At 73.3% G+C, this 23,095-nt stretch carries 15 protein-coding genes; 8 read left to right on the top strand and 7 right to left on the bottom strand.

Features of this window, described 5'->3' with window-relative positions:
- Positions 1–764: 764 nt before the first annotated feature.
- From ACH4FH_RS24200 to ACH4FH_RS24190, 3 genes are all read right to left on the bottom strand, one after another.
- On the bottom strand, positions 765–1,850 hold the full coding sequence (locus ACH4FH_RS24200; RefSeq protein WP_398557969.1) for a helix-turn-helix transcriptional regulator: 1,086 nt from the start codon (positions 1,848–1,850) through the stop codon (positions 765–767).
- A 2-nt stretch (positions 1,851–1,852) separates the two neighbouring features.
- Positions 1,853–2,770 carry a DUF4097 family beta strand repeat-containing protein gene (locus ACH4FH_RS24195; RefSeq protein WP_398557968.1) on the bottom strand — a complete coding sequence of 306 codons (918 nt, stop codon included), beginning with the start codon at positions 2,768–2,770 and terminating at the stop codon, positions 1,853–1,855.
- 165 nt (positions 2,771–2,935) lie between these two features.
- Positions 2,936–3,115, bottom strand: coding sequence for a DUF6104 family protein (locus ACH4FH_RS24190; protein WP_398557967.1), 180 nt, complete (start codon positions 3,113–3,115; stop codon positions 2,936–2,938).
- Between the two features lie 130 nt (positions 3,116–3,245).
- On the opposite strand from ACH4FH_RS24190, the gene ACH4FH_RS24185 reads away from it, so the two are divergent.
- From ACH4FH_RS24185 to ACH4FH_RS24150, 8 genes are all read left to right on the top strand, one after another.
- Positions 3,246–3,683: a CU044_2847 family protein gene (locus ACH4FH_RS24185; RefSeq protein ID WP_398557966.1), complete on the top strand. Its 438-nt coding sequence runs from the start codon at positions 3,246–3,248 to the stop codon at positions 3,681–3,683.
- Positions 3,683–5,845, top strand: a complete 2,163-nt coding sequence (locus ACH4FH_RS24180) for a trypsin-like peptidase domain-containing protein (RefSeq protein ID WP_398557965.1) — start codon at positions 3,683–3,685, stop codon at positions 5,843–5,845. Before ACH4FH_RS24185 ends, ACH4FH_RS24180 begins: the two co-directional genes overlap by 1 nt.
- 559 nt (positions 5,846–6,404) lie before the next feature.
- Positions 6,405–7,472 (top strand): AAA family ATPase, encoded by a 1,068-nt coding sequence (locus ACH4FH_RS24175; protein ID WP_398557964.1) that lies wholly within the window; start codon positions 6,405–6,407, stop codon positions 7,470–7,472.
- Positions 7,469–10,930: an SAV_2336 N-terminal domain-related protein gene (locus ACH4FH_RS24170; RefSeq protein ID WP_398557963.1), complete on the top strand. Its 3,462-nt coding sequence runs from the start codon at positions 7,469–7,471 to the stop codon at positions 10,928–10,930. The genes ACH4FH_RS24175 and ACH4FH_RS24170 overlap by 4 nt, the downstream gene beginning before the upstream one ends.
- 106 nt (positions 10,931–11,036) lie before the next feature.
- Complete coding sequence (locus ACH4FH_RS24165) at positions 11,037–11,246, top strand: YxD-tail cyclophane-containing RiPP peptide (RefSeq protein WP_398557962.1); 210 nt, start codon at positions 11,037–11,039, stop codon at positions 11,244–11,246.
- A 150-nt stretch (positions 11,247–11,396) separates the two neighbouring features.
- Positions 11,397–12,551 (top strand): FxsB family cyclophane-forming radical SAM/SPASM peptide maturase, encoded by a 1,155-nt coding sequence (locus ACH4FH_RS24160; protein WP_398557961.1) that lies wholly within the window; start codon positions 11,397–11,399, stop codon positions 12,549–12,551.
- A gap of 133 nt (positions 12,552–12,684) precedes the next feature.
- A complete protein-coding gene (gene fxsT / locus ACH4FH_RS24155; protein ID WP_398557960.1) occupies positions 12,685–15,693 on the top strand; it encodes an FxSxx-COOH system tetratricopeptide repeat protein in 3,009 nt (1,002 codons plus the stop codon).
- A gap of 35 nt (positions 15,694–15,728) precedes the next feature.
- Positions 15,729–15,947, top strand: a complete 219-nt coding sequence (locus ACH4FH_RS24150) for a YxD-tail cyclophane-containing RiPP peptide (protein WP_398557959.1) — start codon at positions 15,729–15,731, stop codon at positions 15,945–15,947.
- Between the two features lie 116 nt (positions 15,948–16,063).
- Here ACH4FH_RS24150 and ACH4FH_RS24145 read toward each other — a convergent pair whose 3' ends face one another.
- From ACH4FH_RS24145 to ACH4FH_RS24130, 4 genes are all read right to left on the bottom strand, one after another.
- The gene (locus ACH4FH_RS24145) at positions 16,064–19,885 is read right to left on the bottom strand and encodes a multifunctional oxoglutarate decarboxylase/oxoglutarate dehydrogenase thiamine pyrophosphate-binding subunit/dihydrolipoyllysine-residue succinyltransferase subunit (RefSeq protein WP_398557958.1); all 3,822 of its coding nucleotides are present in this window, start codon (positions 19,883–19,885) and stop codon (positions 16,064–16,066) included.
- A gap of 237 nt (positions 19,886–20,122) precedes the next feature.
- Positions 20,123–21,256: a sensor histidine kinase gene (locus tag ACH4FH_RS24140; RefSeq protein WP_398557957.1), complete on the bottom strand. Its 1,134-nt coding sequence runs from the start codon at positions 21,254–21,256 to the stop codon at positions 20,123–20,125.
- On the bottom strand, positions 21,253–21,993 hold the full coding sequence (locus tag ACH4FH_RS24135; RefSeq protein WP_393896589.1) for a response regulator transcription factor: 741 nt from the start codon (positions 21,991–21,993) through the stop codon (positions 21,253–21,255). The genes ACH4FH_RS24140 and ACH4FH_RS24135 overlap by 4 nt, the downstream gene beginning before the upstream one ends.
- 74 nt (positions 21,994–22,067) lie before the next feature.
- Positions 22,068–22,814 (bottom strand): spermidine synthase, encoded by a 747-nt coding sequence (locus ACH4FH_RS24130; protein ID WP_398557956.1) that lies wholly within the window; start codon positions 22,812–22,814, stop codon positions 22,068–22,070.
- Positions 22,815–23,095: the final 281 nt, after the last annotated feature.

Here is a 23,095-nt window from a genome sequence, read left to right as displayed (position 1 = left end):
AATTCCCCGATTACGGGCGGTGAATCTCGGACCGCTATGCGTAACTCTGGGTAAGGGAAACCGGGTTGGGGGTTCCGCCTCCGGGGGGCTGCTGCGCGGGAGTGGGGGTGGCTGCCGGGCGCGGGCCCCCGAAAGTCGCGCGAGCGGTGCCCATCGGCGCGCGATCCTGCGCCACCGACGGCTCGGGGGTGCCGTTGTGCGTGCGGGCGTCACCTCGTGAACTCAGCCGGTGCCCCGCTGGCCGAACGCGCCCTGCGCTGAGCGGAGTTGGCCGCCGGTGGTGAGCCGGTAGTGGGCCGGTGATCCGGCCCCGGAGGAGCGGCGCCCGCTCCGGTGACCCGGTGCGGCGTACGAGGTCACGCGCACGCCTTCGGCTCCCTCGTGGCGAAGCGATCCGGGGTGGCCCCGGCCATGCCCCGCGCGCACCCCCGCGACCGTGCGAAGCTTCGCCAGTGGTGGCGGTGCGGACAGTCAACTGCCTGTTGGCGAGGGTGAGTTCGTATCGGTTTCGGCGGGCCGGCCAACGGCCCGGCCGTCGCCCGGAAGCGGTCCAGCAGCCGGTCGAAGTCGCGGGCCGGGTCGCCGCTCGCCGGCTCGCCCGCCCACTCCGGGGCCGGTGGTGCCGCTGCCCGCGTCCGTCTCCTTCGTCGGGCCGGGAGGTCCGGCTGCGCCCCGTCGGCGCTGCCCTGTGCCTGTGCGGACCCGTCCTGCTCGGCGCCACGGGCCGGACCGCGACCGGCCAACTGCCCGGCCGTCGCCGCTTCCTACGGGGTGCCGTCCGGGTCCGTCAGGGACGTGTGCCGCTCCGGGTCGCGCAGCAGGGCGCCGATGTGCGCGGCGGTGGTCGACAGTCGTCGCCGGGACTCCTTGAGCTGCTCCGCCGTGACGCCGTGGTCGCGCGCCGCGTCCCGCAGGTCGTCGCGGAAGCGGTCCAGCAGCCGGTCGAAGTCGCGGGCCGGGTCGTCGCTCGGCGGCTCACCCGCCCACTCCGGGGCCGGTGGCGCCGCTGCCCGCGCCGTCTCCTCCGCCGGGCCGGGAGGTCCGGCCTGCGCCCCGCCGACGCCGCCCTGTGCGGCCCCGTCCTGCTCGGCGCCACGGGCCGGACCGGCACCCGCGGCGAAGCGGCCCACCTCGCGGGAGACCTCGGACAGCGCTTCGCGCACCGCCCCCGACCAGTCGCCGGACCGCACGTGCCCCTGGGTCTGCTCCTGGACGCGCTGGATGACCCGCTGGACCTCCTCGCGGGCGGACGTCTGCGCGTCCTTGGCCTGCTTACGGGCCCGCTGGGCGTCCTGCCGTGCGCGGCGGCTCTCCTCCTTCGCCCGCCGAGCCTGTTCCTTCCACTCGTCCTTCGCGCGCCGGAACTCCTCCTTGGCCTGCCACCAGGACTCCTTGTCGCCGAGCGAGCCGTCGAAGGGGCCCGCGGCGTCCGGGCCCTGCCGCCGCGCGCCACCGGCCTCCGTGCGGGCCTGCTGCGCGGCCTCCCGGATCTCCCGGCGCAGCTCGCTCGCGGAGCCGCTGACGTCCGCCCGGATGTCCGAGGCCAGTGCGGCGACCGACTCGCGGATCTCCAGCTCCAGGTCCGCCAACTCCCCGCTGCGGTCGGCCAGTTCGCGCCGCCCTGCCTCGGTGAGGGAGTAGACCTTGCGGCCGCCCTCGGTGGCGTGCGTGACCAGGCCCTCGGCCTCCAGCTTGGCCAGTCGCGGATAGACCGTGCCGGCGGAGGGGGCGTAGAGCCCCTGGAAGCGCTCCTCCAGGAGGCGGATGACCTCGTAGCCGTGACGCGGGGCCTCGTCCAGCAGCTTGAGGAGGTAGAGACGGAGGCGGCCGTGGGCGAAGACGGGGGGCATGCTCAGAGCACCTTCTTCTCTGCGGGGGTGTCGGCGGGGGCGGCGCCCCGGGGGGTGGAGTCCGGGCGGGCGCCGCCGTCCGAGGCGCCCCTGGCGCCTTCGAAGGACGGGCGGCGCAGCAGCGTCAGTCCGCCCGAGACGGTGGTGACCTTGAGGGTGCCGGTGCCCGCGCCGAGCGCGCCGGTGATCCTCTTGGCGCCCCACTGGCCGCTGACGCGCAGGTCGTCGAAGGCGTTGGCGACCGCGCCACTGGTGGTGTTGGCGTCGACCCTGGCGTCGGCCGGGTCGGGGAGCCGGATGGCGACCTCCCCGGAGACCGTCGTCAGGCGGACGTCCGCGCCCTTGGCGGTGTGGTCCAGGTCGAGCACCATGTCGCCGCTGACCGATTCGGCGTGCACCGCGCCGCCGGCGCCGTCGATGACCGTGAGGTCCCCCGAGACGGAGTGGAACCGCAGGTCGCCGGTGACGGCCTGGGCCTCGACCTTGCCCGAGACGGTGTCGGCCCGTACCGCGCCGGTCAGCCCGACCAGCGTGCTGTCGCCGCTCACACCGCGCAGGTCCGTACGCCCGGAGATGCCGGAGATCACCGCGTGCGCGCCGACGACGCCCACCTCGACGCGGGTGGTGGCCGGCACGGTCACCGAGACCACCGCGCTGCGATGCCACCGCTTGCGTTCGCGGAACGCCAGCAGGCCCTTCCAGGGAAGGTCCTGGTAGGCGAGGGAGAGGGTGCCGTCGTGGCACTCGACGGTGAGCGGCGGGCCGTGCACCTCGCTGATCTCCAGTCGGGCCGGGCTTCCGTCGGAGGTGCCGACGACGTTGACGGTGCCGCCGACAAGGCGGACGTTCAGCGTGCTGATGGGCTCTTCGATCTCCAGCGTGCGCGGTGCGGAGATCGACCACTCGGTCCGGGCTGACATCGCCGGCCTCCCTGGATCGGCGCCACCCCGGACAGGCAGGCAACGCAACATATCGTGTCTTCGAGAACACGATATATCGCGGATTGGAGAAGTCAAGATGGAGCCGGGCGCCACGCCCGGACGGTGCCGGACGGCGCGCCCGCTCATGGCCCCTTCCGGGCGCCCCTACTCGTCCTCCTCGTCGTCCAGCCGGGCCAGCCAGGTGGCCAGCCGCTCCACCGGGACCTCGAAGTCCGGGTTGAGGTCGACGAACGTCCGCAGCTGCTCGGCCACCCACCCGAGGGTGACGTCCTCCTCGCCGCGCCGGTTCTCCAGCTCCTCGATACCTCGGTCAGTGAAATACACGCGCTCTCCACCAGGGGTCATGGGTCATTCCCGGCCAGGATAGGCAGGCTCACGGACCTCTCGCGCCACAGGCACCCGAGGGCTAACCTGATCACCTGTCAACGGTCCTGCGGCGATGCATGGTTGCCGCATGGGGGAGCAGGAGGCCGTGATGCAAGATCGCGCGCAGCGCATCGCACTGCCCGACGGCACGGAGGTCTGGGCCCGGGTCTCCCGGCTGGACGTCGCCGACCCCGACGACCCCGCCGACCCGGACGCCGGGGACTTCGAGGACGTCGGCGCCTGGGACGCGCTCGGCGCCCGGGTCGAAGGGCTCCGCGAGGTGATCGGCGGGGTCGCCGCCAGCGTCCGCCAGGCCACCGAGCGGGTGGCACCGCACGAGACCAGCGTGACCTTCGGCGTGGAGGTGTCGGCCAAGCCCGGCAAGGCGGTCGCGCTGCTCGCGGACGGCGAGGCGAAGGCGAACCTCTCGGTGACCCTCACCTGGCGGCGCGAGGACGGGCCGCCCGCACCGGAGGTGCCCCCTCGGCCGGCCGACGGCCGGGAGCCTGCTGACGCGGGCCGCTGATGGCGACCCCCGCGGGACCGGCCCAGGGGCGCGGTGACCGGGCCACCGCCGCACAGCTCCTCGACCACGCCGGGCGCACCACCGTCGGCTTGCGCGCCGCGCCCGGCGCGGCGGACACCCGGCTGTGGGGGAGCGGTGTGCTGATCGCCCCCGGCTGGGTGCTGACCTGCGCCCATGTGCTCGCCGCGAGCGACGGGCGGCGCCGCGATCTCGGGCCGGACGGCGTCCTCGGAGTCGTCATCGACGGGCGGGTGGCGGCCGCCCGGCCGGCGTACGACCTGAGCAGGCCCGACCCGGCGGCGGGATCGGGCGCCGCCCGCGTGGACCTGGCGCTGTGCCGGCTCCTCGACCCGGAGACCCCACATCACTGCGCCTGGCTCAGCGATCAGCCGGCGACGCTCCTGGAGGACGCGTACATCTTCCGCGGGCACGACCGGCCCGCCGCGCCCGCGGAACGCGTAGTACGCGACATCGGCGAGCCGGGTGCCGTGCGCGCCGCGCGCGCGCCGAGCGGATCGGACGGCCGTCCGGAGGCGGACGGGGCGCGCGCCGCGCGCGCCGCCGCGGTGGACCCCTTCATCGCGGTCCGCTTCGGGGCCCGGGACGCCAGGGGCCTGCAGTTCGGCAGCGACGTCCGGGTCACGCCCGGCGCGTCCGGCGGTCCGCTGCTCGACTGCGACCGCGGCGAAGTGGTGGGCATCGTCAAGGGACGCCATCAGCAGGACCACGTCGGGCTCGCGGTGCCGGTCACGGCGCTGCGCGGCCTGGGGCCCGAGCACCTCGTGGCGGGCGCCCAGGGCCTGGGCCCCGACCCGTACCACGCGTTGATGAGCCTGCACGACCGCTGGCACTGGAGCGGGCAGGACCTCGGCAGGACCGGCGGCCCCACCTGGTTCGACGCGCAGCACGCGATCATGGCGGGGCGCGGCCGGCTGTGGGGCGTGCAGGAGCGGTTGCAGGCGCTCGATCTGCTCGCCCGGCTGCCCGCACCACGTGACCCCCTGGTCGTGGAGGCGGCGGTCGGCGAGGTGCTGGACCGCGGCGATCGCCCCGCGGTCTGGTCACTGCGCACCTGGCGGGACGGCCACGGCGCGCTCTACCAGGGCAGCGACCCGTACACCGAACTGTGTGCCTTTGTGCACTACCTGCGGATCGTGGCCCAGGTGACCGCCGACGAGGCACGCGACGCCCCCGGCGAGGACGCCGCGCAGGTCCGCGAAGAGATCGCGAGGCTGGCGGAGTTCGTGCAGGCCAAGGCCGTGGTGCTGCAGCCGCAGGACCGCCGCAGGATCGGGCCCGTACGGCGCAGGCCACGCTCCGTGCTCGTCGAGTTCGAGCCGCTGTTCTACGACGAGGGCGGCCACGAGCTGTTCAACTGGTCGGTCAGCGAGGGGTACGGCCAGGGGCGCTGGCTGCGCGTCGACGTCCAGGAGTCGGACGGCGGGGTGCCCTTCGCGCAGGCGCGGGCGCAGGTGCTGCGGCGGCTCGGCGCGCGCCTGCTGCGCGCCGACAGCAATGCCGGGCCGGGTGCCCGGGTGCGGCTGGAGGTAGCCGTCCCCGAAGGCCACTGGCACACACCGGCCGATCGCTGGGAGGTCGCGGCCTCCACCCGGCGCACCTCCCGGACGCGGCCGGTCGGCCCGGGGCGCCCGGTGATCCTGCGCGACCAGGGGCGACGCGAGGAGATCGACCCGGCCTGGCTGCGCCGCTGGCACGCCCTCACCGCCGCGCCCGAGCTGCACGCGCTGCGCGTCGCGCCGCACGGGCACCAGGACTCGGGCGCGGCCGACGCGGTCTGGCGGCTGCTGGAGTCGGCGGATGCGGGCGCGCTGCCCGCGCTCTGCCACTCGGTCGCCGACGGGTCCGGACGGGACGCGGTCGGCGCCGCCCTGGATGTCGGCTTCCCCGCCGGGCTCTGGCCGGCCGGCGGCCACGGCGAGCGGTCGTGTGACGCCGAGTGCGAGGAATTCCACCGGGGGGTGCGGGAGTTGCTGCGTGGATCCGGCGGCCCGGCCCGGCTCCCGGAGCTGGTCAGGGAGGTCCGCGCGAAGGCGGCGGAGGAGGGCACCCACTGGGCCCGGGATCTGGTGCTCCTCTACGACGACCCCGAGGACCCGATCCCACGGCTCTTCGCGGACCGGCCGCAGGTCTCACCCCGGTGAGGCGGTACGGGCCGCGCGGCCCCGGAGCGCGGAGACCGACCCGGCGGCTACGGCGCTCGGGGCCCGCCGGAGTTCCGTCCGGTTGGCTGGGCCGGCCGCGCGGAGCGCTGCTGCGCAGAGACCGCCCGCGCGGAGTCCGGCTGTGGAGAGACCGCCCGTGCGCAGACCCCGCGCGCCGCGCCTTCGCGGCGTTCTCCGCGTCAGCTCCTGGGCCACGCCCGGCCGCGCCTGCGCGCGCCGTCGTCCGCGCCCGGCGTGGGCCGGTTCCACTGGCGGGTATCCGGCACGCGCCCGGCGCCCGCCCCTGGGCCCTGCGCCCCGTGTGCGGCAAGTCACGCCCGGACCACGGCACTTGGCGCCCCGACATGCACCGGGGGAGACCGGAAACCACCCCCGTTACCTTCCGTACGAATGGGTACTGTCATAGCGTCGTGGGAGATACTTCGTGGGGGTTCGTGGCGGACGCGGTGGAGACCGGGGCGGAAGCCGACGGCCTCCGGGCGGCCCTCCGCGGCCTTCGCTCCTGCCCGATGCCTGTCCGGCGACGAGGAGTTCCGACGTGAGCGACTGGCTCATCTACCGTGGCGCGGGGGCACCGCACGACGGAATTGAGCACCTTCCGCCACCGCCACCCTGGCGCGATTTCGACGGCGAACCGCTCGTGGCGCCGCCGGCCGCCCTCGACCCCGCCTCCGAGCGCAGGCTCGGCGTGCTGCGCAGGGAGGCCAGCCACCACCGGCCCGGCGAGACCGAGCGCGAACTGGTCAACGCCGCCCTCTACCTGCGCAGGCCGCTGCTGGTGACGGGCGCACCGGGGAGCGGCAAGAGCACCCTCGCGCACTCCGTCGCGTACGAACTCGGGCTCGGCCGGGTGCTCGGCTGGCCGGTCGTCAGCCGCAGCACCCTCCGCGACGGGCTCTACGCCTACGACGCCATCGGCCGCCTCCAGGACCTCCAGATCGCCCGCGCCGCCCCTCAGCACCGGGCAGCCGGACAGGACGCCGCGCCGGAGGCCGGCGCGGACGCCACCGACGAGCCCGGCGGCGGCATCGGACGCTACATCCGCCTCGGCCCGCTCGGCACGGCACTGTTGCCCGCCGCCAAGCCCCGTGTGCTGCTCGTCGACGAGCTGGACAAGAGCGACATCGACCTGCCCAACGATCTCCTCAACGTCCTGGAGGAGGGCGAGTTCCGGATCCCGGAACTGGAGCGGCTGGCCGGTTCCGCCTCCGAGGTGCAGGTGCTCAGCGACGACGGTGCGCGGGTGACGGTGCGCGACGGCCGGGTGCGCTGCCGTGCCTTCCCCTTCATCGTGCTGACCAGCAACGGCGAGCGGGACTTCCCGGCGCCCCTGCTGCGGCGCTGCATCCATCTGCACATCCCCGTCCCGGACAAGGAGCGGCTCGCCGCCATGGTGCGGGCGCACTTCGGTGAGGGCGCGGCCGAGCGCTACGAACCGGTGATCGACCGGTTCCTGGACCGCGAGCCCGGCGATGTGCGCGCGGTCGACCAGCTGTTCAACGCCATCCACCTCACCCAGAAGGCCGGATGGACGGACGAGGACGAGGAGGAGACCCGACGGCGCCTGACGGCCGAGCTCATGCGGCCTCTTGATCGGACGAGGTGAGCGCGGTGCCCCTCGGGGAGCCGTCCCCCGGTCCCCTCGACGAACTCGTCGCCCGGCTGACCGCGGCGGGACTGCCCGCCGATGCCCGGGGGATGGCCGACGCCCTCTGGCTCGCCCAGTGGATCACCCCCGACGCGTCGCGCACGTCCGCATCCGACGCCGCCGGCGGCGATCCGGACGGCCCGGACCGCAGCGATCCGGCCACTTTCTCCATCGGGCCGGCCGGGCCGGCGGACACGGCGGAGGCCGGCAGCGCGGAGCCGTCGGCCTCCGCCGTGTCCGGCGGGCCGGGAGCCCTCCAGGAGCGGGACGCGGAACTGCTGCCGTCCCTGGAGACAGGGGGCACCGGGGACATGGGAGAGACTCCTGCCTCCGGGCAGGCGGGGCGGGTGCCCGACCCGGACCGGCACCGCCTCGGTGAGATCGCCGTTCCGATCGCCTCCGCCTTCCCCGGGCTGCTGCCGCTCCAACGCGCCCTGCGCCCCATCCAGCGCTATCACCCACCGGTCGCCCCGGTCCGCCGGGAGCTGGACGAGCCGGCCACCGCCGAACTGTCCGCCCACGCCGAATTGATCATCCCGGTGCTGCGGGGCGTGCACCGCCGCGAGGCCGGTCTGCGGCTGCTGATGGACGGGTCGTCGTCGATGGCGGTCTGGGAGCAGATGCTGCACGACCTGCGCCAGGTCTGCGAGCGGGTGGGCGCCTTCCGCGACGTCACGGTGCACTACCTCCACCCGCAGGGCGCGGACATCGGCGTCGCCGCGGCCCCCGGCCCCGACCGGCCGCTGCGCCCCGCCGACCAGCTGCACGACCCCACGGGGCACCACCTCACCCTGGTCGTCAGCGACTGCGCCGGCCCGCTCTGGCGGGACGGCCGGATGCAGCGGCTGCTCTACCGCTGGGCCGCCGACGCGCCGCTCGCCGTCGTCCAGCCGTTACCGCAGCGGATGTGGGCCCGCACCCTCCTGCCCGCCGCCGCAGGCACCCTCGTCCGCCGCCAGGGCCCCTACCAGGCCCTCGACTTCCGGCCGGCCAGACGCCGCCGCCGGGCATCGGCACCGCCCGGCCGGTCCACCGAAACCGCCCGCGAACGCGCCATACCGGTGCTCTCCGCGACCCCCTCCGCCCTCGGCGCCTGGGCGCGGCTGGCCGCCGCCGACGCCGGGCTCTCGCTGCGCGGCGCGGCCTCCGTCGTCCGCGCCGACCACGGCGCCGAGCCCGCCGAGCGCGGCCGGGAGCGGCCTACTCGGGCCGAACCGTCGCGCATGGTGCGGGAGTTCGACCAGCTCGCCTCGCCGGCCGCCCGGTTGCTCGCCGTCCATCTGTCGGCCGTCCCCCTGGCCCTGCCCGTCATCCAGCTCGTCCAGCGGGCCATGCTGCCGCACACCGGCCCGGCGGAGCTCGCCGAGGTGCTGCTCAGCGGACTGGTCACCCAACTCCCGCCGGAGGAGCTGCCGTCGGGGCCCGCGGGGGCTACGAGCGGCCCGTGGTACGACTTCCTCCCCGGGGTGCGCGACGAACTGCTCGGCCGGCTCAGCGCGGGTGAGGCCGCGCTGGTCCTCAAGCACTGCTCGCTCTACATCGAGCGCACCTTCGGCCGCAGCGCGCGCAACTTCCCGGCCGTCGCCGTCGCGATGCTCTCCGGCAGCAGCCGGGAGCCGGAGACCGGCCAGCGGGCGGTCCCCGAGCCCTTCGCACGGGTCTCCGAACGGGTCCTGCGCCGCTTCGAGCCGGCGCTGCGCCCGCCCGACCGGCCACCGTACGTCTCCGACGGCCCGGCCGCGGAAGGCGCCGCCCTCCTGGAGCGCTACGAGCAACACCGCGCGGTCCGTGACCTGATCGAGGCGGTGCGCCTGCTGCGCGCGGCGGCCAGGCGACTGCCCCCGGCGGGCACCGACCTCGCCCGCGCCCTGCTGCACGCCTGGGCGAAGTGGCGGCAGCCGGACGCGCTGGACGAGGCCGAACGCGCGGTGCGCGCAGCCGAAGCCGAGGAGCGGCTGGACGACGCCGACGTGGAGGGCGATGAGCCCGGTGAGGCGGCCCGGGGGAGCGCCGGAGGCGACGCCGAGCGGACCCGGGCGCTGATCGTGCTGGGCCGGGTGCGGCACGCCCGCGCGCAGGAGCGCCGCGCCGCCGGCGCCCCGGCCGAGGAGCGCGACGCCCTGGAGGACGCCGCCCGCCATCTGCACGCCGCCTGTGGGCTGATGAGCCTGCTCGACCCCCGTGTCCTGGAGAGCATGGTGTTACGCACCCAGGTACTGCGCCGGCTTGCCGCGCTGCCCACCCCCGCGCGCCCGCCCTCCGCAGGCGCCACCGCGAGCGAGGGCCCGGCTCGTCCCGACGCGCTCACCCCCGCGCCCGACCCCCTCGACGAGGCGGAACGCTCCCTGACCACCCTGCTCGACCAGTGGCCGAGCGGCGAGCAGGTCCCCGGCGAGGTCTACGCCGCGCGCGGCGGGGTCCTGCTCGACCAGGCCCGCCGCGCCGCCGAAGGCCCCACCGCGAGGCCGCAGCCCGCCGACGCGTTGGCCGTCCGCGCCGCGGACGATCTCGACACCGCCACCGTCCTGCTGCGCCGCCGCGGCAGCGCGGCGGACCGGCTGGTCTGCGAGACGCTGCTGGACCTGGCCGCCGCGCGCTCGCTGAGCGGCGGCGCGGGCCTGCCTTCGGTGCTGCCCACCCTCGAACGCGCCCGCGCCATCGCCCATGAGCTGGCGGTGCCGGAGCTGGAGGCCGACAGCCTGCGCCGGATCGCGGCCGCGCAGCGTGCCGCACACACCCGCACCGGCGCCCTGGCCGCGCTGGACGACGCCATCGCCGCCCTGGCGGCCGCGCTCCGCCTGACCACCCCGGATTCCCCCGAGCACAGCTCCCTGCTCGCCGAACGCGGCGCCGCCCTGCTGGTACGGGCCCGTCTGGAGCCCGCCGCCGAGCCCGGCAAGCGGCTCGCCAACGAGGCGGTACACGTGCTGCGTGAGGCCCTGGCCCGGGTCGCGCCGCAGGATCCCGACCTCGCCGGCCACCGTCTGCTGTTCGGCCGCGCCCTGCGGCTGCGCCACGAACGCCAGCCCTCGCTCGCCGATCTGCACGAGGCGGACTGGATCCTGGAACTCGCCGCACGCGGCTCCGACGTCCCGGTCGTGTCCGCCGAGGCGTGGCTGGAAGTGGGCGATGTCCAGCTGCTCCTGGACCGGCGCTTCGACTCCAGGGAACGGCACGACCGCGCCGCTGCCTGCTACCGCCGCGCCGCCGCCGACGCCCGCCGGGCCGGCAGCGCCCTGCTGGCCGCCCGTGCCCACCACCGGCGCGCCGAGGTGCTGGAGGACACCGCCGGCCCGCTGTCCGCGCTGCACGCCTACCGCGAGAGCTGGGAGCAGTGGCAGCGGGCGGGCGAGGACTCCGGCCCGGAAGCCCAGCGCACCCGCGCCCGTATGCGCGCCCTCGAATCCACCGCCTGACCGCCCCCCGAGCACCCGGCCGGCTGCCTGGCCGTCCACCACGGAACGTGTTTTCGTGGACGGGAGTTCGGGAACACCCCGTCCAGCCGGCCCAGAGGAGAGCAGCGTGGCGTCCATTCCCCCCACCGAACCGGCCGCGTCCGGCCCGTCGGCCGAACCGCTGCCGGACTTCCGGGGCGTCGACGTGGCCGTTCTGGCGGCGCGGACGGACCACACGGTCCTCGGCGAGGTCGCGGCCCTGCTGCTGCGCAACTGGCCCTCCGCCCAGGACGCGGTGGCGTACTACGAGGACGGGCCGGGGAAGCTGCTGCGCTGACGGTCGGGAACGTTGGTTTTTGGGCAAACGCCCCACGGAACCGGCCAGTTATCGGGGATATTCGGTTCCCCGTTCGATGGTGGAGTCATGTATCAGACAGCGGGCCGGAGCTGTCGATCCCGGACGCCGACGAGAGCAGGGGGCGGCGCAGTGGGGGGCGAACAGACGAGCCGGGCCACCGCCGTACCCTTCCGGCAGTTCGTCCTGAAGATCCACAGCCGCTGCAACCTCGCCTGCACCTACTGCTACATCTACGCCGGGCCGGACCGCAGTTGGCGCGACCGGCCGCAGCTCGTCCCGGCCGCCACCGTCCGGCAGACCGCGCTGCGCATCGCCGAACACGCCCGCGCCCACCACCTGCGCGACCTGCGCATCGATCTGCACGGCGGCGAGCCGCTGCTCACCGGCCCCGGCCCGCTCCTCGAACAGGCCGCCGCCATCCGCGCCGCGCTGCCCGCCGACTGCGCCGCCGAATTCGGTGTCCAGACCAACGGCACGCTGCTCACCCAGGACACCCTCGACACCCTCGGCGCCGCCGGCTTCCGGCTCGGCCTCAGCCTCGACGGCGGCACCCCCGGCCTCAACCGCCGACGCCTCGACCACGCCGGACGCCCCTCGTGGCCGGCGGTCTCCCGCGCCGTACGCCTGCTCGGTGCCCGCCCCGACGTCTTCGCCGGCATCCTGTGCACCATCGACATCACCGCCGACCCCGCGGAGGTCTACGGCTCGCTGCGCGCGCTCGACCCCCCGATGCTCGACTTCCTCCTGCCGCACGCCAACTGGTCCAGCCCGCCACCGCTCCCGCCGGGTCCCGCGGGCCCCACCCCGTACGGCGACTGGCTCTGCACCGTCTTCGACCTCTGGTGGGACGGCGGCCCCGGCCCGCGGGTGCGGGTGTTCACCGAGATTCTCGGCCTCCTCCTGGGCCGCCCCAGCTCCAGCGAGGCGGTCGGACTCTCCCCGGTCGTCGCCCTGGTGGTCGACACCGACGGCGCCATCGAACAGGTGGACTCGCTCAAATCCACCTACGACGGCGCCGCCGCCACCGGCCTTGACGTCTTCCGCAACACCTTCGACGAGGCACTGGACCACCCCGGGATGGCCGCCCGCCGGCGCGGCCGGGACGGGCTCGGCGCGCAGTGCCGCCGCTGCGCCCTGATGGAGGTGTGCGGCGGTGGCAATTACGCGCACCGCTACCGCGCCGGCGCCGGCGGATTCGGTAACCCGTCCGTGTACTGCGCCGACCTGGAACGCCTGATCCGGCACATCGCCGCCCGCCTCGACGCCACCGTCGCCCTCAACTGACGCACCCACAACATGACCTGACGCACTGTCGTCATATGGGAGGACACTTGGGCTATCGTGCCGAAGAGCCAGGTCGGGTCTTTCGCATCAGCCTCTGCACGCGCGCACCACCGCATCCCAGGGAGACGGTCGCATGGTCGATCAGTCCATCGTTTCTGGTCCCGGCTCCAACGAGCACATCACGATCAGCTACGCGGGATTCAACCGGCCCTGGGCGGCCTGGATCTCGCACCAGCTGGAGCAGCTGGGCCACGGCACCACCCTGCTGCGCTGGGACCCCGCCGCGGACAGCCCGCTCGCCGACGAGCTGGCCGGCCTGCTGGCCGCCGAGGGCCGCCTGCTGATGGTGCTGGACGACTGGTACTTCCGGCTGGGGCCCAAGAGCCCCGAGGAGTGGACCGCCGCTCTCCAGGATGTCGTGCCGCCGCACGCCGACCGCTTCGCGGCCGTGAGCGTGGCCAGCCAGAAGCTGCCCGCCACCGCCGCCATGCTGCGCCCCGCAGACCTGCGCGACCTCGACGCGATCGAGGCCAACCGCCGTGTGCTGCAGCGCCTCGGCGTCACCCCGGCCCGAGGCACCCGCGCCGCGCCGTCCCCCGACGCCCCGCGCTTCCCCAACGACCCGCCCGAGGTCTGGAACATCCCGCGCCGCAACAACCGCTTCACCGGCCGCGACGACGTCCTCGAGGAACTGCACGGCAAGCTCGCCGGCGGCACGGTCGGATCGGGCCTTCCGCTGGAGACCCGTATCGCGCTCTACGGCATCTCCGGCGTCGGCAAGAGCCAGATCGCCGCCGAGTACGCGCACCGCTTCGGCAACGACTACGACGTGGTGTGGTGGATCAGCGCCACCAACCGCGGCGCCGCCCGCGAACAGCTCGCCGAGCTGGCCACCCGCCTGGGCCTGCCGGTGGGCCAGGAGCTGGGCGATCGCATCCGGGCGGTCCACGAAGCGCTGCGGGTCGGCCGCCCCTACCGCCGCTGGCTGCTGATCTTCGACAGCGCCGACGACATGGAGCAGATCGAGGACCTCGTCCCCGACGGCCGCGGCCATGTCCTGATCACCACCCTCACCCGCGACTGGTCGGGCTCCGGCAGCGCCCAGGAGATCGAGGTGCGGCCCTTCACCCGCGTCGAGAGCGTCGCCTACGCCAGGCGGCGCGCCCACCGGCTGACGCCCATGGAAGCCGACCTGCTCTCCGACGCCGTCCAGGACCTGCCGCTGCTGCTCGCCCAGACCGCCGCCTGGCTCGACGCCAACCCGATGTCCCCCAAGGAGTACATCGAGCTGATCCGCCGGGGCGAGCCGAGCCTCGTCGGCATCCGCATCTCCTCCGACTACCCGATGGCCTTCCAGACCAGCTGGGCCATAACTCTCAACACGCTGCGCGAACGCAGCCCCGCGGCCGTCGAACTCCTCAAGCTGTTCGCCTTCTTCACCCCCGACGCCATCCCCGTCCCGATGCTCGCCAAGGCCCGCCGCGGCGACCTCCCCGAACACCTCGCGGACCTCGCCGCCGAGCCGATCAGCTGGAACACCGCGCTGCGCCGGCTGACCGAGTCCACCGCCGTACGGCTCGACTACCAGCTCTCCCAGGACTCCGACCCGGCCGTCGAGACCGCGCAGATGCACCGGCTCTACCACCGGTTCCTGCGCAGCGACATGACCGAGGACGAACGTGACCACATGTCGGCCACGGCCTGCCGGGTGCTGGTCACCGCCGACCCGCAGAACCCCTCGGACACGCGCTGCTGGGAGCGCTACGCCGAGCTCATCCCGCATCTGGAGTGGGCCGGCGTCCTCGACAGCCCCGACCCGGCCGTCCAGCAACTGCTGCTGAACTGCATCGAATACCTCCGGGTCCGCGGCGAGTACCGCATGGGCCTGCGGCTGTGCGAGCAGTTCATCTCCCGCTGGCGCACCCGCATGGAGCCCACCCGCCGCACCATGCTCGTGCTCACCCACCAGCACGCCAACATGCTGCGCCGACTGGGCCGGTACCGCGAGGCCGAGGCGGTCGGCAGCGCCGTCGTCGACCAGCTCGCCGCGGAACGCGACGCCTCCGACGCCGACCTGCTGCGCGCACAGGACGGCCTGGCCGGCACCCTGATGGCGCTCGGCGCGTACGACGAGGCGTACACCCTCTTCGACGCCGTCTGGCGGGCGTACACCGCGCTGCTCGGCCCCGAGGCCCCGCGCACCCTCTCCTCGCGTCACAACCTCGGCTCGGTGTTCGCGCTGCTCGGCAGGTACGAGGAGGCGCTGGTCACGCACCGCGACGTGCTGGCCTTCCGGGAGCGCGAACTGCGCGCCCGCCACCACCTCACGCTCAACGCCGGCACCTCCTACGCCCGGATGCTGCGGCTGCTCGGCCGCTACCGCGACGCCACGTCGAGCCAGGAGCTCAACGCCCGGCTCCACCTCCAGGTGATGGGCGCGCACACCCCGCAGACACTGCGCGCCGAGCACAACCTCGCGCTCTGCCTGCGCCGCTCCGGCGAGGTGGCACGGGCCGACGCGCTGATGGCCGACCTCGTCGACCGCTCCCGCCGGGTGCAGGGGCCGAGGCACCCCGAGACGCTGATGGTCCGCGCCGACTACGCCACCTTCCTCCGCGAACACGGCGACCTCGGGCACGCCCGTGACCTCGCCGAGGAGGTCGCCGAGCGCTATCGGGCCCTCGCCGGCGAACATCACCCCTACACCGTCGGCACCCTGGGCAACACCGGTCTGGTCCGGGGGGAGTTCGGGGACCTCACGGAGGCGCTGGACATCGCCGAACGCGCGCTGAGCGGGATGACCCGCGCCATGGGCCCCGATCATCCGTGGACGCTGGGCTGCGCGCTGAATGCCGCAGCCGCCCGCAACCGGGCCGATGACGAGGAAGGCGCCCTTGAGCTGGGCCGCGACACACTGGAGCGGGCCAAGGTGACGCTCGGCGACACCCACCCGCTGACCCTCTCCGCCAAGTCGGCGCTGGCCGAGGATCTGCGGGCCCTGCGCCGCGGGCAGGAGGCGGCGAAGCTGGAGCAGGAAGCCGTCCAGCAGCTCACCGACACGCTGGGCGCAGAACACCCGCACACCCTGTCCGCCCGGCGCCGCCGGCGCCCGTACTGGGATTTCGAACCGCAGCCCGTATAGCCGGGCGGTGCGAGGGGTCCCCCGGAGGGAGAACCGTGTTGGATCACCATGCCGGCGGCACGCCGGCGACGCCCGCGCCGCGCAGCGAGGAGCTGCCCGACTTCGGACGCCCCGATCTGGCCGCGCTGCGCGGCCGTACCGACCATCCGGTGCTGTCCGACGTGGTCGCCGTCCTGCAGCGGCGGGCAGAGCGCGGCCCCGAAGCGGTCGCCTACTACGACGACGCTCCGGCGGGGCTCACGAGCGGCGACTGACCGGCGACCGACCGGCCCGGCCCACGGAGAGACCGCGACAGCCCGAAGGGCCCGTCCCCCGCAGAAGCGGGGAGCGGGCCCTTCGGTGCGTTCGGTGCCAACGGTGGCGTCGACGCCTACGCGTCGAACACCTCCGCGACCAGCTGTGCCTGCTCCGCCTGGTGGCGCTTGGCGGAGCCGACGGCCGGCGAGGAACCGTGCGGCCGCGAGATGCGGCGCAGGCGCTCGCCGTGCGGGATGTCCGCGCCGACGGCCAGGTCGAGGTGGTCGATCAGGTTGAGGCCGAGGAACGGCCAGGCACCCTGGTTCGCCGGCTCTTCCTGAGCCCACAGGTACTTCTCGGCGTTCGGGAACTTGGCGATCTCCGCCTGCAGTTCCTTGCCGGGCAGCGGGTAGAGCCGCTCGATGCGGATGATCGCGGTGTCGTTCGCGCCGCGCTTCTCGCGCTCCGCCTCGATGTCGTAGTAGACCTTGCCGGAGCAGAAGACGACCTTGCGGACGTCCTCGGCCTTGACCGTGGAGTCGCCGATGACGGGGCGGAAGCCGCCCGTCGTGAACTCTTCCGTCTTCGACGCCGCCGCCTTCAGACGCAGCATCGACTTCGGGGTGAAGACGACCAGCGGCTTGTGGTGCGGGTTGTGGACCTGCCAGCGCAGCAGGTGGAAGTAGTTCGACGGCAGGGTCGGCATGGCGACCGTCATGTTGTTCTGCGCGCAGAGCTGGAGGAAGCGCTCGATCCGGGCCGAGGAGTGGTCCGGGCCCTGGCCCTCGTAGCCGTGCGGCAGCAGCAGGGTGACGCCGGAGGTCTGGCCCCACTTCTGCTCGGCGGAGGAGATGAACTCGTCGACGATCGTCTGGGCGCCGTTGACGAAGTCACCGAACTGCGCCTCCCACATGACCAGCGACTCCGGGCGGGCCAGGGAGTAGCCGTACTCGAAGCCCATCGCCGCGTACTCGCTCAGCAGCGAGTCGTAGACGTTGAAGCGGGCCTGGTCCTCGGAGAGGTAGAGCAGCGGGGTGTAGTCCTCGCCGGTCTCCCGGTCGATCAGCACCGCGTGGCGCTGGCCGAAGGTGCCGCGGCGGGAGTCCTGGCCGGCGAGCCGGACCGGGGTGCCCTCCATCAGCAGCGAGCCGATGGCGAGGGTCTCGCCCATGCCCCAGTCGATGGTGTTGTCCTCGACCTGGGCCGCCCGGCGCTGCAGCTGCGGCAGCAGACGCGGGTGGACGGTGACCCGGTCGGGGATGTTGACCTGCGACTCGGCGATCCGCTTGACGACCTCCTGGGAGATCGCGGTGTCGACGAAGACCGGGAACTCGGCCTGCGGCTGCGGCACCTCGGGGGAGGCCGGAGTCGTGGTCGCGTCGCGGACCTCGGTGAAGACCTTCTCCAGCTGTCCCTGGAAGTCCTGCAGCGCCTGCTCGGCCTCTTCCAGCGTGATGTCGCCGCGACCGATGAGCGACTCGGTGTAGAGCTTGCGCACCGAGCGCTTCTTGTCGATCAGGTCGTACATCAGCGGCTGCGTGAAGGCCGGGTTGTCGGACTCGTTGTGGCCGCGACGGCGGTAGCAGATCAGGTCGATGACGACGTCCTTGTTGAACGCCTGGCGGAACTCGAAGGCGAGGCGCGCGACACGCACCACGGCCTCCGGGTCGTCACCGTTCACGTGGAAGATCGGCGCCTCGATCATGCGGGCCACGTCGGTGGCGTACATGGAGGAGCGGGCCGACTCCGGCGCGGCGGTGAAGCCGACCTGGTTGTTGATGACGATGTGCACCGTGCCGCCGGTGCGGTATCCGCGCAGCTGCGACATGTTCAGCGTCTCGGCGACCACACCCTGGCCGGCGAAGGCCGCGTCACCGTGCAGCTGGACGGGCAGGACGGTGAAGTCCGTGCCGCCCTTGTTGATGATGTCCTGCTTGGCGCGCGAGATGCCCTCGACGATCGGGTCGACGGCCTCCAGGTGCGAGGGGTTCGCGGCCAGCGAGACGGTGATCTGCTCGCCGTCCAGACCGGTGAAGGTGCCCTCGGCGCCCAGGTGGTACTTCACGTCGCCGGAGCCGTGCATCGACTTCGGGTCGAGGTTGCCCTCGAACTCCCGGAAGATCTGTGCGTAGGACTTGCCGACGATGTTGGCGAGGACGTTCAGCCGGCCGCGGTGGGCCATGCCGATGACGACCTCGTCCAGCCGCGACTCGGCCGCGGAGTCGATGACCGCGTCCAGCAGCGGGATGACGGACTCGCCGCCCTCCAGCGAGAAGCGCTTCTGGCCGACGTACTTCGTCTGCAGGAAGGTCTCGAACGCCTCGGCGGAGTTCAGCCGCCGCAGGATGCGCAGCTGCTCCTCGCGCTCGGGCGACTTGTGGCTGCGCTCGACCCGGTCCTGGATCCACTTGCGCTGCTTGGGGTCCTGGATGTGCATGAACTCGATGCCGGTGGTGCGGCAGTACGAGTCGCGCAGCACGCCCAGGATGTCGCGCAGCTTCATCATGGACTTGCCGGAGAAGCCGCCGACCGCGAACTCGCGCTCCAGGTCCCACAGGGTGAGGCCGTGCTCGATGATGTCGAGGTCGGGGTGCTTGCGCTGGTGGTACTCCAGCGGGTCGGTGTCGGCCATGACGTGGCCGCGGACCCGGTAGGAGTGGATCAGGTCGAAGACCCGGGCGGCCTTGGTGACGTCGTCGTCGTGCGAGACGTCGATGTCCCGCAGCCACCGGACCGGCTCGTACGGAATCCGCAGCGACTTGAAGATGTCGTCGAAGAAGTCGTTCTCGCCGAGCAGCAGCTGGCTCATGATGCGCAGGAACTCGCCGGAGGCGGCGCCCTGGATCACGCGGTGGTCGTACGTGCTGGTCATCGTCATGACCTTGGCGACGCCGAGCTTGTTCAGCGTGTCCTGGGACGTGCCCTGGAACTCGGCCGGGTAGTCCATCGCGCCGACGCCGAGGATGAGGCCCTGACCGGGCATCAGGCGGGGCACGGAGTGGACGGTGCCGATGCCGCCCGGGTTCGTCAGCGACGCGGTGACTCCAGTGAAGTCGTCCATCGTCAGCTTGTTGTCGCGGGCCCGGCGGACGATGTCCTCGTAGGCCTGCCAGAACTCGAAGAAGGTCAGCGTCTCGGCCTTCTTGATGGCGGCGACGACGAGCTGGCGGTCGCCGTTGGGCTTCACCAGGTCGATGGCCAGACCGAGGTTGACGTGCTCGGGCTTGACCAGTGTCGGCTTACCGTCCTTCTGCGCGAAGGAGTAGTTCATCGACGGCATGGCCTTGAGGGCCTGCACCATCGCGTACCCGATGAGGTGGGTGAAGGAGACCTTCCCACCGCGGGCGCGCTTGAGGTGGTTGTTGATCACGATGCGGTTGTCGAACAGGAGCTTCACCGGCACCGCGCGGACGGACGTGGCCGTCGGCAGCTCCAGCGAGGCGTTCATGTTCTTCGCCACCGCGGCCGAGGGGCCACGCAGGGTGACCAGCTCCGGTCCGGCCGGCGCCTCCGCGGCGTCATCGGCCCCGGCCTTCGCCTTGGCCGGTGCCGCGGACTTGGCCGGGGCGGCCTGCTTCGCGGGCGCCGGAGCGCTCGCGGCAGGCTTCGCCGGGGCCGGCGCGGGCTTCTGCGGGGCCGCGGCGGGAGCCGCGTTCTCCTGCGCCGGGGAGCCTGCGGGAGCACTCGTAGCGGCAGGTGTGGCAGGTGTGGTGGCCGGGGCGGCCGGAGCGGGGGCAGAGCCCTCCGCCGGCTGGCTCGGCGCCGTGGCACCGCCCGGCTTGTAGTCGGCGAAGAAGTCCCACCAGGCTCGGTCTACCGAGTTCGGGTCCTGGAGGTACTGCTGGTAGATCTCGTCGACGAGCCACTCATTGGGACCGAACGCAGCGGCAGGGTTCTTTCCCTGCCCCTCCTGGTCGGTCGAGATGCTCGAGCTGTTGGGGGACTGTAGCGACACGGCGGCAACCGCCCTCTTCCGCTTCCTAAGGTGGTGGACAGCGGGAATAAAGGCTACGCCTCCCTGCACCTCTGGCGCAGTCCGGGAGGGTCAGTCGTCGCGCACGTCACATTCACCGATGGGTTTCAGGGCATGACTTGGCGGGAAACACACGGAGTTTGCCCGCGTGAGGGTAGAACTCATCGCCGTGGCACCCCTGGGTCGGTGCTCCCACCACCGACCCTACGGCACAGGGCGTCAACTTCGAGCTGACTCCTTGCCCGGGAGGGTGACGCGAATGCGGCATCCACGTGCGGATTCGGCCACACCGATGCGTCCGCCGTGCAGATCCACCGCCCACCGGGCGATGGCCAGGCCCAGCCCCGTGCCGCCGTCGGTCTTCGGACCGGACGGGCCGGGCCCGCCGCGGTTGAACCGCTCGAAGACCCGGTAGCGCTCCGACTCGGGGATCCCGGGGCCCTCGTCCTGCACCTCCAGCACCAGGCTCTCCGGTCCCTCGCCGCGCCGGGCGTGGACGGTGACCCGGCCGTGCCGGGGGCTGTGCTTGATGGCGTTGTCGATGAGATTGGCGACGACCTGGTGCAGCCGTTCGGCGTCGGCGTGCGCGGTCAGCTCGGGCGGCGAGACATCGAGATGCAGATGGACGTCCGTACGGGTGTGGGTGCCGGAGCCTGCCATGCCGGCCAGCCCGGAGAGCGTGGTGGCGCCTCGGCTCATGTTGGCCTCCTTGAGCACCCCGGACAGGTACGGCCAGACCTCGAAGCGCCTGGCGTGCAGCGGCACCACGCCGTTGTCCAGCCGGGAGAGGTCCAGGAGGTGCTCGACCAGCCGGCCGAGCCGCTCGGTCTGCTTCAGCGCCGTCCGCATCGTCTCCGGATCGGGGTCCGAGACGCCGTCGACGACGTTCTCCAGCACCGCGCGCAGCGCCGCGATGGGCGTACGCAGCTCGTGCGAGACGTTGGCGACCAGCTCCTTGCGGTGGGTGTCCACCGCTTGCAGGTCGGCCGCCATCCGGTTGAAGGCGGTGGCGAGGTCGCCGAACTCGTCGCGGCGCTCGGAGCGCACCCGGCGGGTGTAGTCACCCTGCGCCATCGACCGGGTGACGTCCGTCATCTCGCCGAGCGGAGCGGTCAGGCTGTTCGCGACGAACTGGGTGATCAGCAGCGACGCGATGATCGAGAAGATGGTGATCACCCGCAGCTCGGTCGCCGAGTGCGTGGCGACGAACACGAGCAGTGTGGTGATGATCACCGAGACGCTGACCAGCGCGCCGAGCGCGGCCTTGACCGAGCGGTAGGGGTCGAGCGGCCGCAGCCCCTCCCAGATCCGCTCCCACAGGCCGTGAGCGGGCGCGCGCCACCCCCGCCTCATGCGGGCGGGGTCTCCAGGGCATAGCCGACGCCGTGGACCGTGCGGATGCGCTCGGCGCCGATCTTGCGGCGGAGGGCCTTGATGTGGCTGTCGACCGTGCGCGTCCCGGAGGCGTCCGCCCAGTCCCAGACCTCGGCCAGCAGCTGCTCCCGGGAGAGCACCGCCCGCGGGGTGTTCGCCAGGCAGACCAGCAGGTCGAACTCGGTGGGGGTGAGGTGGACGTCGTCCGCGCGCACCCGCACCCGGCGCTGTGCGTGGTCGATCTCCAGCTCGCCCAGCCGCAGGATGCCGCTGCGCGGGGTGTGCGCGGCCAGGGTGGCGCGCTCGACCCGGCGCAGCAGGACGTGCACCCGTGCGGCCAGCTCACGCATGGAGAACGGTTTGGTCATGTAGTCGTCGGCGCCGACGCCGAGGCCGACCAGCATGTCGGTCTCGTCGTCCCGGGCGGTGAGCATCATCACCGGCACCGGGCGCTGGGCCTGCACGCGGCGGCAGACCTCCAGGCCGTCGAAGCCCGGCAGCATCACGTCGAGGACGAGCAGATCGGGCTGCCACGCCTCGGCGGTGTCGACGGCGGCAGGGCCGTCGGTGGCCGTCTGCACCTGGAATCCCTCGGCGCGCAGCCGGGCCGCGATGGCGTCGACGATCGTCGGGTCGTCCTCCACGACCAGCACCCGGCGCTGGGCGCCCGGCGTGGCCGCGGCGGTGCCGCCCTGGGTTGTTTGAATCTGGTCCATCGCCCGCCCCTGCATGTCCCCTGCGTGGTCGCGTATTGCTGGGCAGCAGCGTAAGGGCATGGTGTGACTGTCGGCTACGCGCCCTTGCGGGCGAGGTGGACCACGTCAGGGACGCCTCGGACAACGGGGATCTCTTCCGTACGTACATCCTCGAATCCGGCATTTCGCAGGGCCAGTTCGAACGCCGGGGAGGGTTGCGCGGACCAGACGGCGAGGACGCCGCCGGGGGTCAGCCGGTCGCGGCAGGCGGCGAGTCCGGTGGGGGAGTAGAGGCTGTTGTTGTCGTCCGTGACGGTCCAGTCCGGCCCGTTGTCGATGTCCAGGCACAGCGCGTCGAAGGCTTCCCGGCCCGCTTCGGTGCGGATATATCCGACCAGATCGGTATGCAGGATCTCGGTCCGCGGGTCGGCCAGCGCGTCGGCGGAGACGGCCGACAGCGGTCCCTCGCGATGCCAGTCGATGACGGCACGCTCACGCTCCGCGACCGCGATCCGGCCCCAGCGCGGCTCGGCCGCCGCCCGCGCCAGCGAGAAGCCGACGCCGAGACCGCCGATCAGGACGGCGGGCCGCTGCCGGTCGGCGGGCAGCTCGGCCAGTGCGGCGTCGATCAGCAGCCGCTCGGAGCGGCCGTCGGAGGTGTCCATCAGGAAGCAGCCGTTGGCGATGATCTCGTAGACCGCCGGCGCCTCGGTGGCGCCGGGCTCGGCGGTGCCGCCGCGTTGCCGCAACACGACCTCTCCGTACGGCCCTTCGCGGCGGTCGAGGGTGCGCGGGGCCTCCTGGAGGCCGGCCGTCGAGGGCGGGAAGGAAACGGGAGACATGCCGCCATCTTGGCCAACCGCCGGACCCTGGTCCACCGAGTTCGATGCCAGGACCGCCCCGGAGGCGAGAGATCTCGGGAAGGTTGCCCGGCGTGATGGATCTCACGCTCACAGCTCGCTCATGGGTTGAGCGTGCAGGGTGGTCGCGGACGTATGGAACGGCAGACCGAGAGCGTTCGGCGAGCGGTCGGTCCACGGCGCGGCGCACGCCCTCGGACGGCCGGCGACGGACAGTCGGGGACGGGCGGCCGCGGACTGGCGGGGCGGCAAGGGACAGAAGG

Origin of the sequence: Streptomyces sp. NPDC017993 (assembly GCF_044328065.1) — a bacterium.
Taxonomy (GTDB): domain Bacteria; phylum Actinomycetota; class Actinomycetes; order Streptomycetales; family Streptomycetaceae; genus Streptomyces.
The sequence above is the reverse complement of the archived record's forward strand: the minus strand, read 5'-3'. Positions and strand labels throughout refer to the sequence as shown.

Coding starts and splice junctions, on each gene's coding strand:
- ACH4FH_RS24185 (WP_398557966.1), top strand. CDS start 3,246: ATGGGGGAGCAGGAGGCCGTGATGCAAGATCGCGCGCAGCGCATCGCA.
- ACH4FH_RS24130 (WP_398557956.1), bottom strand. CDS start 22,814: ATGTCTCCCGTTTCCTTCCCGCCCTCGACGGCCGGCCTCCAGGAGGCC.
- fxsT (WP_398557960.1), top strand. CDS start 12,685: ATGGTCGATCAGTCCATCGTTTCTGGTCCCGGCTCCAACGAGCACATC.
- ACH4FH_RS24140 (WP_398557957.1), bottom strand. CDS start 21,256: ATGAGGCGGGGGTGGCGCGCGCCCGCTCACGGCCTGTGGGAGCGGATC.
- ACH4FH_RS24195 (WP_398557968.1), bottom strand. CDS start 2,770: ATGTCAGCCCGGACCGAGTGGTCGATCTCCGCACCGCGCACGCTGGAG.
- ACH4FH_RS24135 (WP_393896589.1), bottom strand. CDS start 21,993: ATGGACCAGATTCAAACAACCCAGGGCGGCACCGCCGCGGCCACGCCG.
- ACH4FH_RS24180 (WP_398557965.1), top strand. CDS start 3,683: ATGGCGACCCCCGCGGGACCGGCCCAGGGGCGCGGTGACCGGGCCACC.
- ACH4FH_RS24200 (WP_398557969.1), bottom strand. CDS start 1,850: ATGCCCCCCGTCTTCGCCCACGGCCGCCTCCGTCTCTACCTCCTCAAG.